Raw genomic sequence first — 15,433 nt, forward strand, 5'->3', positions numbered from 1 at the left:
CGCATTCCGCCCAACCCGAGCCAGGCCATCGGCATTCGGACCATTGCCGAGTTCGTCGAAAATCAAGCGCACTTCGAAGCGCTACGCGGCATGGGCATCAATGCGGCCAGGCTTGAGACATCGCACCGCCGCTGAATTCGGCGCATCCCGGCTTACTCGGTCCGCAGCGCCTGTAACGGATTCAGGCGCGCGGCCCGGATCGCCGGTACCACGCCGGCGGCGATGCCTATCGCCAGCGATAAAAAAAACGCCGAGCTCAGATAAGCCCAGGCCAATTCCACCGGCAAACCCGGCAACAGCGCCCGCACCGCCAGCACCACGCCGACGCCGACCGCGATGCCGCCCAAGCCGCCGCTCATGCTCAACAGCAAGGCTTCGCTGAGAAATACCCGGAATACCGTGCGCCGTTCGGCGCCGATGGCGCGCAACAAACCAATCTCGCCGACTCGCTCCGAAACCGCGATGGTCATGATCGTCAAAATACCCACCGAGCCGACCAGCAGCGAAATTCCGCCCAGCGCGCCAACCGCCATGGTCAGCACGCCCAGCACCGAGTCCATTTTTTCCAGCATCTGGTTTTGGCTGACCAGCGTGAAATCCTCGCTGCCGTGCCGTGCGATCAACCGGCGTTTGATCGCTTGTTCCACCGTCGCCACGCTCGCCTCGCTGCTATACAAAAGATCGATCTCCATCAGGCTTTGCCGGTCGAACATTTCCATCGCCTTGTCGGCGGCAATGAACACGGTGTCGTCCAGATCAAAGCCCAGCATCTGCCCCTTGGACTCCATGACGCCGACGATCCGAAAGCGGTCGTTGCCGATCCGCAACCGTTGGCCGAGCGGACTGCTTCGGCCGTACAATTCGCGATAGACCTTGCTGCCCAGCACCGCGAAAGCCCGCGAGGCATGGTCGGCGGTATCGGGTAGAAAGCGGCCGCTGGCAACGCCGAGTTGCCAGACTTGCGGTAAGGCCGCGCCAACGCCGAACACATTGGCGCGGCGCTGGCGATTGCCGGCCTCGATCCGGGCGTTGCCTTGGACCAACGGCATGGCCGCGACCACGTTGTCCAACCGGCCCAAGCTGACCGCATCGGCCACCGACAACGGCCGCACCGTGCTGATCGTCGCGCCGGACAAGCCGAAGGTAGTGGTTTTGCCCGGATACACCGCCAGCAAATGGGTGCCGAACTGGGTAAACTCCGCCAACACGAAACGGTGTATGCCTTGGCCGATCGCGGTCAGAATCACGACCGCGGCGATGCCGATGATCAGGCCCAGCGCGGTCAGCAAGGAGCGTTGCTTATGGCTGAACACGCTGGTCCAGGCCAGCGTCAAAATGTCGAGCCAGCGCATGACTAGCGCCGCCCCAAGGCCGTCACCGGGTTCAAACCGGCCGCCTTGCGGGCCGGCAATACACCGAAACCCAGGCCGGTCGCCAGTGCTACCGTCAGCGAAGCCGTCCAGGCCCAAGCCGGCAAATGCAGCGGAAAATTAGGATACCACCAGCCCAACGCGGCGATGCCGGCACTGCCCAATAGATTGCCGAGTACCGCGCCGGCCAACGATAGCAACGCGGCTTCGGTCAAAAACAGCGCTTGCAGCTCGGCGCGTCTGGCCCCCAAGGCCTTCAGCAGGCCGATTTCGGCGGTACGCTGGCTGACGCTGACCAGCATCACGTTCATCACCAGCACGCCGGCCACCGCCAGACTGACCGCGGCGATGCCGGCCACGGTATACGTCAGCGCGCTAAGAATCTTGTCGAAGGTGTTGACCACGCTGTCCTGGGTAATCACGGTAATGTCGTCCTCGCCCTCGTGGCGTAGTTGGATAATGCGGCGCACTTGGTCCACGGCTCGATACATCGCCGCCTCGCTGTGCGCCTCGATCAGAATTCGGAACAGGGAGTGGCTATCGAACAGGGCCTGCGCCGAGGCTACCGGCACGATGACTAGTTCGTCGAAGCCGGTGCCTATCGACTGGCCTTCCTCGGCCAGCACGCCGACCACCCGGAAGCGGCGGTCGTTGACCCTCAGCCATTCGCCGACCGCTCGGCGTTGCCCGAACAAGTCCTCGCGGATTTTTTTGCCGATCACGCAGACCGACAGCTCCCGCCCGGCGGCGGCTTCGGGCAGAAACCGGCCCTGAGCGACCGTTAAATGGCGCACCCGCAGCAAGGCATGGGTCGAACCCATGATATTGGTTTCCCGCTCCAAGCCGGCTACCGATACCGGCGCCGAGCCGATATTGACCGGCGCGATCGCGGCGATGTCGCGGCTGCGATACAGCGCTTCGGCGTCGTCCAGCGTCAGATCGCGCGGCGTCTCGCCGAGCAGAGGCGGGTGGCCGCCGGTGGTTTCGCTACGGCCCGGCAATACAATCAACAAGTGGGTGCCCAGCGACTCGAATTCGTTGACGACATGCGCGCGGGCGCTGTCGCCTAACGCGGTCAGGATATTCACCGATGCCACGCCGATACTCATCGCCAGCACAATCAAACCGGCCCGTAACGCTTGGGCGGCGATGGTCTTGCCGGCTTGGCGCAGGGTGTCTTGCAACAGCATGGGTTGACTCCGAATGAAGCGCAAATTCGAAAACCGAGGTCGGTAGTCGCCATTCTCGCGGTAAATGCCGTCCGCGTACACCGCTAATCTGAATCGGCCCGTCGGCGCGCCGCCAAAACCGGGTAAACTAAGCCTTTGTCCGTTCGCCCGACCGTGTCCAAATCCACTTCGCCGCCGGCCGCCCGGCTTGTTTCCAGCGCCGCGCGCCGTCGGCAGACCTTGGGTTTGCTGGATATGATCGCCGCCTGTTTATTGTTCTCGTTGATGAACGCCGGGGTTTACGCCAGTCAGCGCCTGGACCCCGGCCTGCCGGCGGTGATGGCCAGCTTCATTCGGATCTTGTGCAATTTGACCATATTGATCGTTCCCGCATTCACCGGCCGGCGCATGCGGACTTTGCTGGGCGACGGCCGGCCGTCGCTATGGTTGCGCGGCTTGTTCGGCGCCAGCGCGCTGATGCTGTCGTTCAGTTCCATCGCCCGGATCGGTCCCGGCGAAAGTACGTTTCTGACCTCCAGCAGCGGCGTGTTCGTCGCCTTGCTCAGCCCCTTCCTGCTGGCGCAGAAAAACTCGCTGGCGGTCTGGCTGGCTATCGTCGGCGCCTTTAGCGGCGTCGGTCTGTTGTTCGACTTCCGGCAAAGCGGCAATTTACTTGGTCAGGCCACCGCGCTCGGCGCCGGCTTGCTGTCGGCCCTGGCCTATTTGATGCTGGCGCGGGCCGGACGCAGTAACCCGGCGACCACGGTGATCTTTTATTTTTGCTTGGCGGCGCTGATTCTGCACGCCGCCTATTTCGCGGTGTTCGGTTTCCGCTGGCCGGCCAGTCCGCAGAGTTGGGGCTTGCTGATCGTGGTCGGCCTGCTCGGCAGCGGCGCCCAACACTATCTCACCCGCGCCTACCAATCGGCACCGGCCGCCCTGGTCAGCTCGGTCGGTTATCTGACGCCGGTGCTGAGTTTGACCTGGGGCGCGATCTTCTTCGCCCAAATCCCCGGCTCAACCGCGCTAATCGGCGCGGTATTGATTTTATTGTTTGGCGTGTTGTTGCCGTTCTTGCGTTAGTGGTTGAGGTGATAACAATTCGAGATGATTTTTTACACACTTCAAACGCTGAAATTCATGGAAACGGAGCGAAAGCGGAGTGATGAATTTTAGTACCCGATAGGTGTAGCGCCGGGCGGGTTTTCGCAGATAACCTGCAGGGCTTGCGACACGCCGTTAAGTCATGCGAGAGCCGGTGTTTCGCCCCCTGGTTGGGTCGAAACGAGGTGACGCGGACGCATCGGGGCCGCCGAAGGCCATCACCGTGACGGTGGAGTCCTGATTTTCGCCCCATGGATGGGCGAAAATCTTTACGGACGGAAGCCGTCACTCGCCGGACTATTTACTAGTGCCGTTCATTCGGCGCCGGTATGCCGAAGGAGCCTTGAAATGGGTATGCCTTGTCCGGTTTACCGCTCCAGCCATTCGGCAAACTTTCCAAAAATAAAATGGCTGCCGCGCATCGAAAGATGGTCGTCGTCGTAAAAATAAGACATATCCTCTTGCATGCCGCCGCAAGAAATATCGTTACACAAATATTGATAGGCCGAGAACACCTTCACTTGGTGTTTGGTCGAGCTGACAATGGAGTCCACCGCTTTGCGATAATTGGCATTGCGTTTGTCGAACGAGGTTCTGGATACACTGCACTCCGGGCGATCTTTCGAGCTGATATGAAACGGCCGCTCGTCGACGCAATTTTTAGCTTTGACGCCAATTTCCGGCACGTCTTCGATAAACACGACTTCTTTTCCGAGTTTTAGGATCGGATTAATCGAATCCAAATAACCGTCGATAAACTTGTGATAATTCGCCACCAATACATCGTCGGGGCCATTGATAATCCGATAGGCATTTTTGGTTTCGGTGTTGCCGTAGCCGGAACCTTCGATATACATCGCGCCCCGGGTCGCGAACGCAATCCGCTGTATCGACGGAAAATCCCGCAACAGCTTCAGTACGATCGGCATGATGACCTTGCAACGCGCCGATTTTTCCTCGTACTGCTCGGTCGGATTGATCGTGACCAAGTCGATAAACGGCAGACAGCCGTTCACCGCCACCAGCGCCAGGTCGTCGGCGCCATGCGAAATGGAATCGTAGACAAACTGCGCGGCGTGGCTGTCGCCGACCACCAAGGTTTTCGGCGTGGCGCTGGTAAATCGACAGATCAGGTAATTGTAATTGGCCCCCAACTCGGCGCGGCATCGATCGTCAACCCAATCTTCCGGCGTATTGAACAGCACGGTGCCGTTCACGTCGGCGAACATCTGAGTTTTGCTGAGCGCGTCGGCATCCCGGAACTCCAGGCCGTTTTTCAGATACAACTGGTAGCCGACGTTACCGATACCCAGCATCAGCAGCAATAAGGTCAAGGTCTTGGCGCTACTGTGCTTGCCCAGGCGTATCGGTTTCTCGACCAAGGCGTAAGTCAACCACGCTAACACCACCGTCAACAGCACCGCGGCAATTCGGATGTCGGCACTCGGCTCCTCGGTTTGAATGATGTGGGCGAAGGACAGCAAGGGCCAATGCCACAGATACAGCGGAAAGCTGATCAGTCCGACCCAAACGGCCAGCCGGTTAGACAACAGTTTGCGGTTGACCCAGGCATTCGGTCCGGCCGATATGATTAATACCGCGCCGAGCATAGGCAACACCGCCCATTTGCCGGGAAAGTCGGAGTCCTTGTTGATGACGCTGAACCCGTAAATCAACAGCGCGATACCCAGGAACGACAACACGTTCGCCAGGGTCCTGCCGTCCACCGGCTGGCCTTCCCGATAAACGGCGGCCACCAGCCAACCGTCCAGCTTATGCCGAGCCGATGCGAAGGCGTGCTTTCGGTACAACGCCGTCCAGGCCAGCAAACTGCCGCATTGCAGTTCCCAAAATCGAGTTTGCGGCGAATAAAACGTGGCGACCGAATCGTTCAGCACGCCGCGAACATTCAAGTAAAACGAGACGATGGCGACGATTACCGTCACCGTGAACAAATTGAAGTTTTTCCGCCACGCCAGCCACAGCAACAACGGCCAGACGATATAAAACTGTTCCTCGATACCCAAGCTCCACAAATGCAGCAAGGGCTTGGTTTCTGCGGAGCTGTCGAAATACCCGGCCTCGTTCCACAGTACCAGATTGGACACGAAGCCGGCTCCGGCAGCGATATGCTTGCCCAACTGTTTGTACTCATCGGCAAACAGCGCGAACCAGCCGAACGCGAAACTGGCGGCCAATACCAAGATCAGCGCCGGAAAGATGCGTTTGATCCGACGGATATAGAACTCGCTAAAACTAAAGGTGCCCTTTTCCAGATTCTGAAAAACGATCGTGGAAATCAAATAGCCGGAGATGACAAAAAAAATATCGACACCGATGAAGCCGCCTTTTAAACCGTTCGGAAAGGCATGAAACGCAACGACCGACAGCACCGCGATTGCGCGCAAGCCATCGATATCCGGGCGATATTTCGGGTGGGACAGACTGGGATTTAAGACGTGAGACTGGATAGAGGTCATGAGACTCCCGACGCGCTAAAGTGGCATAGGTTCGACTTCTAGCCTGCACTGGGGTGACTGATGGGGCAAAGTAGAACGGATGTGGGCGAGTCGTATAATCTGCAAGCATTGCTCCCCGGCCCGGTAATAAGACAGCAGAATGACAACTCCGGCGCCGATCATATTGCTTCGCGGCGGCTTCGTCAATTGGCCGCTCCAGGCCTGCAAACCTCGGACGGGAACCAAAAATACGTGCCGGCGGGACTATCGAAATCGGCCGCCTTCGCTGCCGGCCCCACTCGTGCAAGCTGTCCCATCTCAAGCTCACCCCCTAGCGCGCCAACCCTAAGCCCATCGATGTAAACGACGTTCCGCGGCATGTGACGCCGTGCCAACCCTTGCTGATTTCGCGCCGGCAAAAATTGATCCGATTGAACTTATTGCTCACCAATTCGAATTCACAGGCGTTAACGAGACCGACGTGCGCCGCGGATTTTCGGTTTAGCCCAGCGCCGACCGGATCACTCGAGCTCGGAACCCAATGAACTTTAACCCTGGATAAGAAAGATCGAATATGAAAATCGTGAATTTGGCTGTACTGATGGTGTTATTGGCGGCTTCGGACGCAACCTTGGCCGCCGGCGGCGGTAACGGCGGTAACGGCGGTGGTGGAAATGGCGGGAACGGAGGCGGTGGTGGCAATGGCGGCGGCACCGTGGACGACAACCCCTCCGCATCAGACCTTTACGTGCTGCAATACGGCGCGGAAAAACAGAACGATGCCGACACACCGGAAATCACCGAAACCGAGCTGGAGACGATAAAAGTCACGCCGCCGCCGGTGGAGACGCCGGTTGATAGCGCAACCGGCAATCAATTATTGAATGCCTGGCTGGCGCCCAACAGCGGCATCGTCGCGCAAAACGTCAGCTATATCGGCAAGGGCGACCAATCGCGGATCTATGCCGCCAGCGAATTCAGCAGCGTGGTCAATGCCAACGGGATTGTACTGACCACCGGTATGGCCAATTTCGCCAATTCCAACACATCCAGCGGGGCGACCGGCGTGACCGGAACCGGTGCAAGCTACGAGGTCTCCAAGCTCAGCAAACAAATGACCTACGATGCCAATGCGCTGAAGTTCGACTTTACCCTGGACCCTTCGGCGGCGGGCGCCAACGGCGTCACCACCCAGTTCGTGTTTGCCTCCGAGGAATATCCGGAATGGACCGGCATCTTTCGCGACGGATTTGCGTTGGTCGTCGACGGCATCAATTACGCGCACTTCGATGCCTCGAATTTCGTCGTGCTGGACAATTGCAGCAGCAACGGCGTTTATCCGTGTACCGACACCTTCCAAAACGACAATGGTTTTTTGACGCCCAACGCCGGCGCCACCGCCGTTCCGTTCGAGTTCGACGGTTATACGGCGGTCTTGACCGTCCATGCCTTGCTGAATCCCGCCCTGACCAAACACAGTCTGGAGGCCGTCATCGCCGATTCCAACGATCCGCTTTGGGATAGCGCGGTTTTCCTGACAGGCCTGCGCGCAGGCACCGTGCCCGGCATATTCCAGGCCGACGTGCCGACCGCGGTACCGGTGCCGGCATCGCTGGGATTGTTTGCTTCCGGATTGGCGCTGGTAGGCGGATTGCGGCGCAAGCGCTAGTCGAAAGGACTGCCTGCTCCGGTCGAGAAGATACGGGGCAGGCCCGCATTTGCCGTAACCCTGTCTAATCGTTCCCACGCTCCAGCGTGGGAACGCGTTGGGCACCGCTCCAGCGGCGCCTACCCGGACGCCAGAGCGTCCGTCACTGCGTTACCACGCGGAGCGTGGGAACGATGAAACCAAGTAGCATCGATGAGTCTAATCATTCCCACGCTCCGGCGTGGGAATGCGTTGGGCACCGCTCCAGCGGCGCCTACCCGGACGCCGGAGCGTCCGCCACTGCGTTACCACGCGGAGCGTGGGAACGATGAATGAAATGGGTAGCCGTTGTAGCTAGGCTTCGGCGCCCTGAATGTTCGTGAGCCTTACTAGCCCAATTTCTGATCGTTCCCACGCTCCAGCGTGGGAACACGTTGGGCACCGCTCCAGCGGTGCCTACCCGGACGCCGGAGCGTCCGCCACTACGCTACCACGCCAAGCGTGGGAACGATGAATTTTGCCTTTCTCCCTTTTACCTTGTACCTATTTTTTCACTCCCACTCAATCGTCGCCGGCGGCTTACCCGAAATATCGTAAGTCACCCGCGAAATCCCCGGCACTTCGTTGATGATGCGACGGGAAACCAAGTCCAGGAAGTCGTACGGCAGGTGCGCCCAGCGGGCGGTCATGAAGTCGATGGTTTCCACCGCGCGTAGCGCGACGACATAGTCGTATTTGCGGCCGTCGCCCATCACGCCGACCGACTTGACCGGCAGGAACACCGCGAAGGCTTGGCTGACTTGGTTGTATAAATCGTGACGGTACAATTCTTCGATGAAGATCGCGTCGGCCTTGCGCAGCAAGTCGGCATAGGACTTTTTGACTTCGCCGAGGATGCGCACACCCAGGCCGGGACCGGGGAAGGGGTGGCGGTAGATCATGTCGGCCGGCAGGCCCAGTTCCAGGCCGAGTTTGCGCACTTCATCCTTAAACAATTCGCGCAGCGGTTCGACCAGTTTCAGCTTCATGTTTTCCGGCAGGCCGCCGACGTTGTGATGCGATTTAATCAAATGCGCCTTGCCGCTTTTGGCGCCGGCCGATTCGATCACGTCCGGGTAGATGGTACCCTGTGCCAACCATTTGGCGTCTGTGAGTTTGCCGGCTTCCTCGTCGAAAATTTCGACGAACAGGCCGCCGATGATTTTGCGTTTTTGCTCCGGGTCGTTGACGCCGGACAGCGCGGCCATGTAGCGGGCTTCGGCATCCACGCGAATCACTTTAATACCCATGTGTTCGGCGAACATCGCCATCACCTGGTCGCCCTCGTGCAGGCGCAGCAGGCCGGTATCGACGAAGACGCAGGTCAGTTGCTCGCCTATCGCCCGGTGCAACAGGGCCGCGACCACCGAGGAATCGACGCCGCCGGACAAGCCCAGTATCACCTGGTCGCCGCCGACTTTTTCCCGCACCGCGCTGATGCTGTCTTCGATGATGTTGCTGGCGTTCCACAGCGCCGCGCAGCCGCAAATCTCCAACGCGAAGCGGCCGAGGATGCGCCCGCCTTGTTTGGTATGGGTGACTTCCGGGTGGAATTGCAGCGCGTAGAAATTGCGGTCTTCGTCGGCGATGCCGGCAATTGGCGCGCCGTCCGAGCTGGCGATCAGTTTAAAGCCTGCCGGCAGTTCGACGACGCGGTCGCCGTGGCTCATCCACACGTCCAATAGCCCAAAGCCTTCCGGCGAGACGTGGTCTTCGATGTCCTTCAACAGTTTGGAGTGGCCGCGGGCACGGATTTGGGCGTAGCCGAATTCGCGGTGGTCGGAGGATTCGACCTTGCCGCCCAATTGCTCGGCCATGGTCTGCATGCCGTAGCAAATCCCCAATACCGGCACGCCCAGTTCGAACACGGCTTGCGGCGCGCGGGGGGTGTCGCTGCTGGTCACGGTTTCCGGGCCGCCGGACAGGATGACTCCCTTGGCACCGAAGTTTTTGACTTCGTCGTCCGAGCTGTCGCACGAGTAAATCTCGCAATACACGCCAATCTCGCGGATGCGGCGGGCGATCAGTTGGGTGTATTGCGAGCCGAAGTCGAGGATCAGGATTTTGTCGGCGTGGATGTTGGATGCGGGAGTCGTCACGGGAACACCTTAGAAGTAACGGAAGCGGCTGGGGCTTTAATCTAGCCCAAGCCGCCGGAAATAACAGGAATTCGGCGCGGCCTAGAGCACGCGATGCTCGCGGTACAGCCGGTCCAGCAGGGTTTTGCTGTCGGCGACCGGCTGGTTCAGCCCGCGCTCGGCGATGCTGCGTTGCAGTTTTTTCAAAAAACGCAGATAGGGCGCGGCCCGCATGAAGTGGCGCAGGTTGGTATGGCCGCGCACAATGCCGGCTATCCGCTCGGCGTTACCGTTCAGGCTGGCTTGGTCAGTTCGGGCTTCGGCGGGCTTGAAGAACATGGTCAGATTGCCGCCGTCTTCCGACAAGCGGTATTCAATCGCGGTCAAGCCGACTTTCTCGCCCATGCGCCGCAGGGTGTCGGCATTGAAATTGAACAGATGCGCTTCGTGAAAGCTGCTGGCCGGCGACTGGCAAACCGCTTCGACATTGGGCACTTCGACAACCAGAATGCCGTCGGCCTTGAGCAGCCCGCGCAGGCGACCAAGCACCGCGCTCGGGTCTTCGGTGTGCTCCAGCACGTGCCAGATCGTGACCAGATCGAAGCTGGCGTCGTCGAGCGCGGCATCCTGGATGAAGCCGATTTGCAGGTTCAAGCCGTATTGGGCGGCGGAATATTCGCCATAGCCCTTATTGGGTTCGATGCCGTGCAGTTCGTGGCCCAGCGACTGGATCAGGTAGGCGAATTCGCCGCCGCCGGTGCCGACATCCAACACCCGCCGACGTTGCTGTAGCAGATGTTTGATCTTGGCGTGGCGTTCCAACGCCACCCGCCCTGCGCGCAGAATGTGTTTGGCTTTAGGCGCATAGGTTTGTTTATAGGCCAGACGGTAGTCGTCGGCATAAAACTGGCGCGGATCGTGCGGAAACGGGTCGCTCCACACCAGACCGCAATCCTTGCAGATCACGGTACGCAGCGTGGCGCCGCTACGGGAACGGTTGGACAGTACCTCGACATGGCGGCCGCCGCACAGATTGCAGGGCATGGAGGATTCGAGTTCGGTTGCTTGCATGCTGATTTCCGGAAACCCGCCGTCGCCGGTCGGCGACGGCCAGGGAGCGGACCGGAACGGTCCGGATTAGTTCATGTGGTAGTTGGGCGCTTCCTTGGTGATCGTCACGTCGTGGACGTGGCTCTCGCGCATCCCGGCGCTGGTGACTCTGACAAACTGGGCATTGTTGTGCATTTCTTCTATCGTGCTGTTACCGGTATAGCCCATCGCGGAACGCACGCCGCCCAGCAACTGATGGACAATCGCCAATACCGAGCCTTTGTAAGGCACCCGGCCTTCTATGCCTTCCGGCACCAGTTTTTCGACCTGCTCGGTGTCTTCCTGAAAATAGCGGTCGCTGGAGCCTTGCTGCTGCGACATCGCCCCCAACGAGCCCATGCCCCGATAGGATTTGTAGGAACGACCCTGGAACAACTCGACTTCGCCCGGCGCTTCCTCGGTACCGGCGAACAAGCCGCCCAGCATCACCGCGTGGGCGCCGGCCGCCAGCGCCTTGGAGACATCGCCGGAATAGCGAATGCCGCCGTCGGCAATCAGCGGCACGCCGCTGCCTTTCAGCGCGTCGGCGACATTGCTGACCGCAGTGATTTGCGGCACGCCGACGCCAGCGACGATACGAGTGGTGCAGATCGAGCCGGGGCCGATGCCGACCTTGACGCCGTCGGCACCGGCCTCGACCAGCGCCTTGGCCGCCGCCGCCGTGGCGATGTTGCCACCGATGACCTGGACTTGCGGAAAGTTTTGCTTGACCCAGCGCACCTTGTCCAGCACGCCTTGCGAATGGCCGTGAGCGGTATCGACGATGATCACGTCCACGCCGGCCTCGACCAGCGCGCCGACCCTCTCGGCGGTGTCGGCGCCGGTACCGACCGCCGCGCCGACGATCAGCCGTTCCTGTTCGTCCTTGCAGGCTTGCGGATTGTCCTTGGCTTTTTGGATGTCCTTGACGGTAATCATGCCGCGCAAATGAAAGGCGTCGTTGACGACCAGGACTTTCTCGATGCGGTGGGTGTGCAGCTTTTCGATGACTTCCCGGTGGCTGAAGAATTCGCGGACAGTGACCAGCTTGTCCTTCGGGGTCATGATCTGACTGATCGCCACGTCAAGGCGGGTTTCGAAACGTAAATCGCGGCTGGTAACGATGCCGACCAGTTCTTCGCCGTCAACGACCGGTACCCCGGAAATGTTCTTGGCGCGGGTCAGTTCCAGCACTTCGCGAACCGTGACGTTGGGGGATACCGTGATCGGGTCCTTGATCACGCCGCTTTCGTATTTTTTGACGCGCCGCACTTCACCGGCCTGCTGGTCTATGGTCATGTTTTTGTGGATGATGCCGATGCCGCCTTCCTGGGCGATTGCGATCGCCAGACGGGCCTCGGTGACGGTATCCATCGCCGCCGAGACCAGCGGGATGTTCAGGGTGATTTTGCGGGTCAGCCGGGTTTGCAGTTCGACTTCGCGCGGCAAGACGGAAGAGTGGGCCGGTACCAATAAAACGTCATCGAAGGTGAGCGCTTCCTGAATAATTTGCATGATCACACCTGGGGCTAAACTTTAATAAGCCCGCCATTGTACAACCTAAGCGCCAATCCTAAAAATCGGAAATAGTCAACGGGATTGGTCCGCGTCAATCGTTTTTTCGGGCCAATTCGGCGACAATGCGCTGATACTCCTCGGGTTTTGGCCGATGCAGATACACGCCCAGCACGGCCATCAGGCTGAAAATATAGAGCGTGTTGTAGTCGTCGCCGATCAGAAACATCCCGAAACCGAACAGGCCGACCCATTCGATCAGCCCCTGGGTGACCAAAATCGTCATCAAATAGCGGGCCGCCGCCGGTTTGGGGCCGGGCATGGTCTGGTTCAGGCGCAGCAGGATGTGGCGCAACAGATTGGTCAGTGGAAACAGCACGATCGCGATGCCGTACAGCACGCTACGGATCAGCTCGCGCTGGTCGGCCGGCCAGGCCTGCTGAAACTGGTTTGGCCAGAAGTGGCAAAGCGCGTTGTAAGCCAGCAGCAGCGCCAGCATCGCCGCGCAGATCAATTTGTGAGCCGTCAGACGGTCTTGAGCATTGAGCCGATCCGGGGTCTGCATCATGGGTTCCTTGGCGGGCGGTTGCGGTAATTGCGCAGGATAACAACAAACGCGACGAAGTCGTAAGCGGCGTGGGCGACCATCGGCATCAGCAGATTGCGCTCGCCGCCGTAGTCCAGCAAAACCCCCAGATAGAGGCCGATCAGCAAGGCCAATGCCGCATAGAGCGGAGTCACGGCGTGTACCAGCGCGAACACGGTGTTGCTGAGCCAGAGCGCGGGCAGCGCGCCCCAGTGGTTCTCCAGCCAGGGCTGCAAAAAACCGCGAAACAAGACTTCCTCGCCGAAACCGGCCAAGCCGGCCAGAATCAGCAAATCGGACCAGTGCCGCCCGACCAACCGGGCTCCCAAGGTCTCCAGCAGCAATTCGCGAATTTCCCGCAATGCCGGGTATTCCAGCGCTTGCAGCGCGAAGAACACGACCAACAGCGGCAGCGTGGCCAGCAAGCCGTTCGCCAATGCCGGCTCCGACCAATCCAAGCCCGCGAACGGATCGACGCCGGCCAGCCAGCCGAACAGAACGGCCAGTGGCGCCAAGCCGGCCTCGAACAGACAGGCCAGCCGGAAAAAACGGTCTTGCGGTGGGATCGAATCGGACATTGGCGGCGGTGGCGAGGAAGGGCGAACCGAAAATTCTAAACAAAAACCGATAGAATTGGCAGCCCAACCGAATCCGAGAGCCGAACATGCAATGCTTCATTTATAAAAGCCTGAAAAAAGACGAACTCTACTTATATCTGGACAAGAAGGACGATTTCTCGGCCTTGCCGGCCGATTTGTTCACCAGCTTGGGTCGCTTGCAATTCGTGATGGAACTGGAGTTGACGCTGGAACGGAAACTGGCTAGGGAGAACGCCGAAAAGGTCATCGCCAGCCTGCGCGCCAAAGGCTTTTTCGTGCAACTCCCGCCCACTCGGCTGGCCGATCCGCTGGCGCTCGCCAACGCCAAACTGCACTGAAATCGGCGAATGCCATCCGGTTAATCCGTGCTAACATGGTCGCATTTTTATCGGGGGGCAGCTTTCTCCTGTTTCTCTAAAGACTCACCGGGAATTGTTACAAATGTCAGATAATCCATTAGCTTACGAAGACTCCAAGTCGAGAGGCATCCTGTGGGGATTCGGATCCTTGATCGGCGTCGTGGCCATTGTGATGTTGGTACTGGGCGAATGGTGGAGCCAGGAACCCGAGCAATTCAGCGTCGAGGATGAAGCGATTGAGCGCATGAACGCCACCCATACCGATCAAATGCCGATCGGTTACGTCTACGCCAACACGCTGGCGCACATTGCCGACGTGATTTTGTTCAAGGCCGGCGGGTACCTATCCAACGACGTGGCGCCGCCCGGCTTGTTCTGCGACAACATCCAAAGTTTCGAATACGGCGCGCTGGTCATGCTGCGCGACGGCACCACCGCGTTGCGTAACCACTTCGCCCGCGACCAGTCGCAATCGGCCGAAGACCCGGATTTGGCGAAAGCGGAGCCTTATTTTTACTACGAACGCAATTCCTGGGCGCTGCCGTCCACCGAATCCGAATACGTCAAGGGCGTCGAAGCGCTGCACGAGTACATGGCGCGCTTGCAAAACCCAACCTCGGAATCCAAGCCGGCCCAGTTTCACGCCCGCGCCGATAATTTGTGGCAGTACACCGAGGTCGTCATCAAACGCTTGGGCGGTTTGTCCACCCGTTTGGCCGCCAGTACCGACCGTTTTTCCGGCGCCGCGCACGGCGACCCCTCCAACCCGATCGACATGAACATGCCGACCATCGGCCAAACGCCTTGGCTGGAAATCGACAACGTATTCTACGAAGCGCGCGGCGCCAGCTGGGCCTTGCTGCACATTCTGCGAGCGATCAAGCACGACTTTTCCGACATTCTGCTCGACAAGCGGGCGATGAACACGCTGGATATCATGATTCAATCGCTGGAAAAAGCCTTGACGCCCACCCTGAGCCCGGTGGTATTGAACGGCGACGGCTTCGGCTTGTTCGCCAACTACTCGCTGGCAATGGCCAACTACATCGCCCGCGCCAACGCGGCGGCGTTGGACTTACGCGACGTAATGAACCGGGGCTAAGTTGGCGATGCAGGATCAAATCAACGAAAACCTGAAAAAAATCGAGACCTGGAAGCGGATCATCTTCATGGTGATCTACGCGGCGATCGACAGCTTGGTCAAATTGCTGTTGTGGCTGGTGATTCTGTTGCAGGTCGGTTCGGTGCTGCTGACCGGCGCGTGCAATCCCAACATCCTGAATTTCGGCCGCTCACTGTCGATTTATCATTACCACATCCTGCTGTTCCTGACCTTCAATACCGATAAGCTGCCGTTTCCGTTCGCCGACTGGAACGAAACCGCCAATCTGGAATTACCCCACAAACCCTAGTCCGCG

Annotated in this window: 13 protein-coding genes; 5 read left to right on the forward strand and 8 right to left on the reverse strand. The window is 59.4% G+C overall.

Annotated features, from left to right (window positions below; translation table 11 throughout):
• Positions 1-152: 152 nt before the first annotated feature.
• Positions 153-1,352 carry an ABC transporter permease gene (locus AC3B8H_RS01885; RefSeq protein ID WP_488439921.1) on the reverse strand — a complete coding sequence of 400 codons (1,200 nt, stop codon included), beginning with the start codon at positions 1,350-1,352 and terminating at the stop codon, positions 153-155.
• Between the two features lie 2 nt (positions 1,353-1,354).
• Positions 1,355-2,560: an ABC transporter permease gene (locus AC3B8H_RS01890; protein WP_488439922.1), complete on the reverse strand. Its 1,206-nt coding sequence runs from the start codon at positions 2,558-2,560 to the stop codon at positions 1,355-1,357.
• Positions 2,561-2,713: 153 nt separating this feature from the next.
• Here AC3B8H_RS01890 and AC3B8H_RS01895 point away from each other — a divergent pair, with 153 nt between their 5' ends.
• Positions 2,714-3,622 (forward strand): DMT family transporter, encoded by a 909-nt coding sequence (locus AC3B8H_RS01895; RefSeq protein WP_488439923.1) that lies wholly within the window; start codon positions 2,714-2,716, stop codon positions 3,620-3,622.
• A 389-nt stretch (positions 3,623-4,011) separates the two neighbouring features.
• Here the strand turns inward: AC3B8H_RS01895 and AC3B8H_RS01900 are convergent, their stop codons facing one another.
• A complete protein-coding gene (locus AC3B8H_RS01900; RefSeq protein ID WP_488439924.1) occupies positions 4,012-6,123 on the reverse strand; it encodes an acyltransferase family protein in 2,112 nt (703 codons plus the stop codon).
• Between the two features lie 553 nt (positions 6,124-6,676).
• Here AC3B8H_RS01900 and AC3B8H_RS01905 point away from each other — a divergent pair.
• The gene (locus AC3B8H_RS01905) at positions 6,677-7,771 is read left to right on the forward strand and encodes a choice-of-anchor L domain-containing protein (RefSeq protein ID WP_488439925.1); all 1,095 of its coding nucleotides are present in this window, start codon (positions 6,677-6,679) and stop codon (positions 7,769-7,771) included.
• A 530-nt stretch (positions 7,772-8,301) separates the two neighbouring features.
• On the opposite strand, the gene guaA is transcribed toward AC3B8H_RS01905, so the two are convergent.
• From guaA to AC3B8H_RS01930, 5 genes are all read right to left on the reverse strand, one after another.
• Positions 8,302-9,888, reverse strand: coding sequence for a glutamine-hydrolyzing GMP synthase (guaA, locus tag AC3B8H_RS01910; RefSeq protein WP_488439926.1), 1,587 nt, complete (start codon positions 9,886-9,888; stop codon positions 8,302-8,304).
• Positions 9,889-9,969: 81 nt separating this feature from the next.
• Positions 9,970-10,938: a class I SAM-dependent methyltransferase gene (locus AC3B8H_RS01915; protein WP_488439927.1), complete on the reverse strand. Its 969-nt coding sequence runs from the start codon at positions 10,936-10,938 to the stop codon at positions 9,970-9,972.
• A 66-nt stretch (positions 10,939-11,004) separates the two neighbouring features.
• Positions 11,005-12,471 (reverse strand): IMP dehydrogenase, encoded by a 1,467-nt coding sequence (guaB, locus tag AC3B8H_RS01920; RefSeq protein ID WP_488439928.1) that lies wholly within the window; start codon positions 12,469-12,471, stop codon positions 11,005-11,007.
• A gap of 94 nt (positions 12,472-12,565) precedes the next feature.
• Complete coding sequence (locus tag AC3B8H_RS01925) at positions 12,566-13,036, reverse strand: hypothetical protein (protein ID WP_488439929.1); 471 nt, start codon at positions 13,034-13,036, stop codon at positions 12,566-12,568.
• A complete protein-coding gene (locus tag AC3B8H_RS01930) occupies positions 13,036-13,635 on the reverse strand; it encodes a CPBP family intramembrane glutamic endopeptidase (protein WP_488439930.1) in 600 nt (199 codons plus the stop codon). Before AC3B8H_RS01930 ends, AC3B8H_RS01925 begins: the two co-directional genes overlap by 1 nt.
• Before the next feature lie 86 nt (positions 13,636-13,721).
• Between AC3B8H_RS01930 and AC3B8H_RS01935 the strand changes: the two genes are divergently transcribed.
• The 3 genes from AC3B8H_RS01935 to AC3B8H_RS01945 all read left to right on the forward strand — a co-directional run bounded on the left by AC3B8H_RS01935 (position 13,722) and on the right by AC3B8H_RS01945 (position 15,427).
• Positions 13,722-13,994, forward strand: coding sequence for a YcgL domain-containing protein (locus AC3B8H_RS01935; protein WP_488439931.1), 273 nt, complete (start codon positions 13,722-13,724; stop codon positions 13,992-13,994).
• 103 nt (positions 13,995-14,097) lie between these two features.
• A complete protein-coding gene (locus tag AC3B8H_RS01940) occupies positions 14,098-15,117 on the forward strand; it encodes a DUF2333 family protein (protein ID WP_488439932.1) in 1,020 nt (339 codons plus the stop codon).
• A 7-nt stretch (positions 15,118-15,124) separates the two neighbouring features.
• Complete coding sequence (locus AC3B8H_RS01945; RefSeq protein ID WP_168030269.1) at positions 15,125-15,427, forward strand: DUF4389 domain-containing protein; 303 nt, start codon at positions 15,125-15,127, stop codon at positions 15,425-15,427.
• Positions 15,428-15,433: the final 6 nt, after the last annotated feature.

The sequence above is a fragment of the Methylomonas sp. BG-2 genome (genome assembly GCF_057766305.1).

Coding starts and splice junctions, on each gene's coding strand:
- AC3B8H_RS01885 (WP_488439921.1), bottom strand. CDS start 1,352: ATGCGCTGGCTCGACATTTTGACGCTGGCCTGGACCAGCGTGTTCAGC.
- AC3B8H_RS01890 (WP_488439922.1), bottom strand. CDS start 2,560: ATGCTGTTGCAAGACACCCTGCGCCAAGCCGGCAAGACCATCGCCGCC.
- AC3B8H_RS01900 (WP_488439924.1), bottom strand. CDS start 6,123: ATGACCTCTATCCAGTCTCACGTCTTAAATCCCAGTCTGTCCCACCCG.
- AC3B8H_RS01905 (WP_488439925.1), top strand. CDS start 6,677: ATGAAAATCGTGAATTTGGCTGTACTGATGGTGTTATTGGCGGCTTCG.
- AC3B8H_RS01915 (WP_488439927.1), bottom strand. CDS start 10,938: ATGCAAGCAACCGAACTCGAATCCTCCATGCCCTGCAATCTGTGCGGC.
- guaB (WP_488439928.1), bottom strand. CDS start 12,471: ATGCAAATTATTCAGGAAGCGCTCACCTTCGATGACGTTTTATTGGTA.
- AC3B8H_RS01925 (WP_488439929.1), bottom strand. CDS start 13,036: ATGCAGACCCCGGATCGGCTCAATGCTCAAGACCGTCTGACGGCTCAC.
- AC3B8H_RS01930 (WP_488439930.1), bottom strand. CDS start 13,635: ATGTCCGATTCGATCCCACCGCAAGACCGTTTTTTCCGGCTGGCCTGT.
- AC3B8H_RS01935 (WP_488439931.1), top strand. CDS start 13,722: ATGCAATGCTTCATTTATAAAAGCCTGAAAAAAGACGAACTCTACTTA.
- AC3B8H_RS01940 (WP_488439932.1), top strand. CDS start 14,098: ATGTCAGATAATCCATTAGCTTACGAAGACTCCAAGTCGAGAGGCATC.
- AC3B8H_RS01945 (WP_168030269.1), top strand. CDS start 15,125: ATGCAGGATCAAATCAACGAAAACCTGAAAAAAATCGAGACCTGGAAG.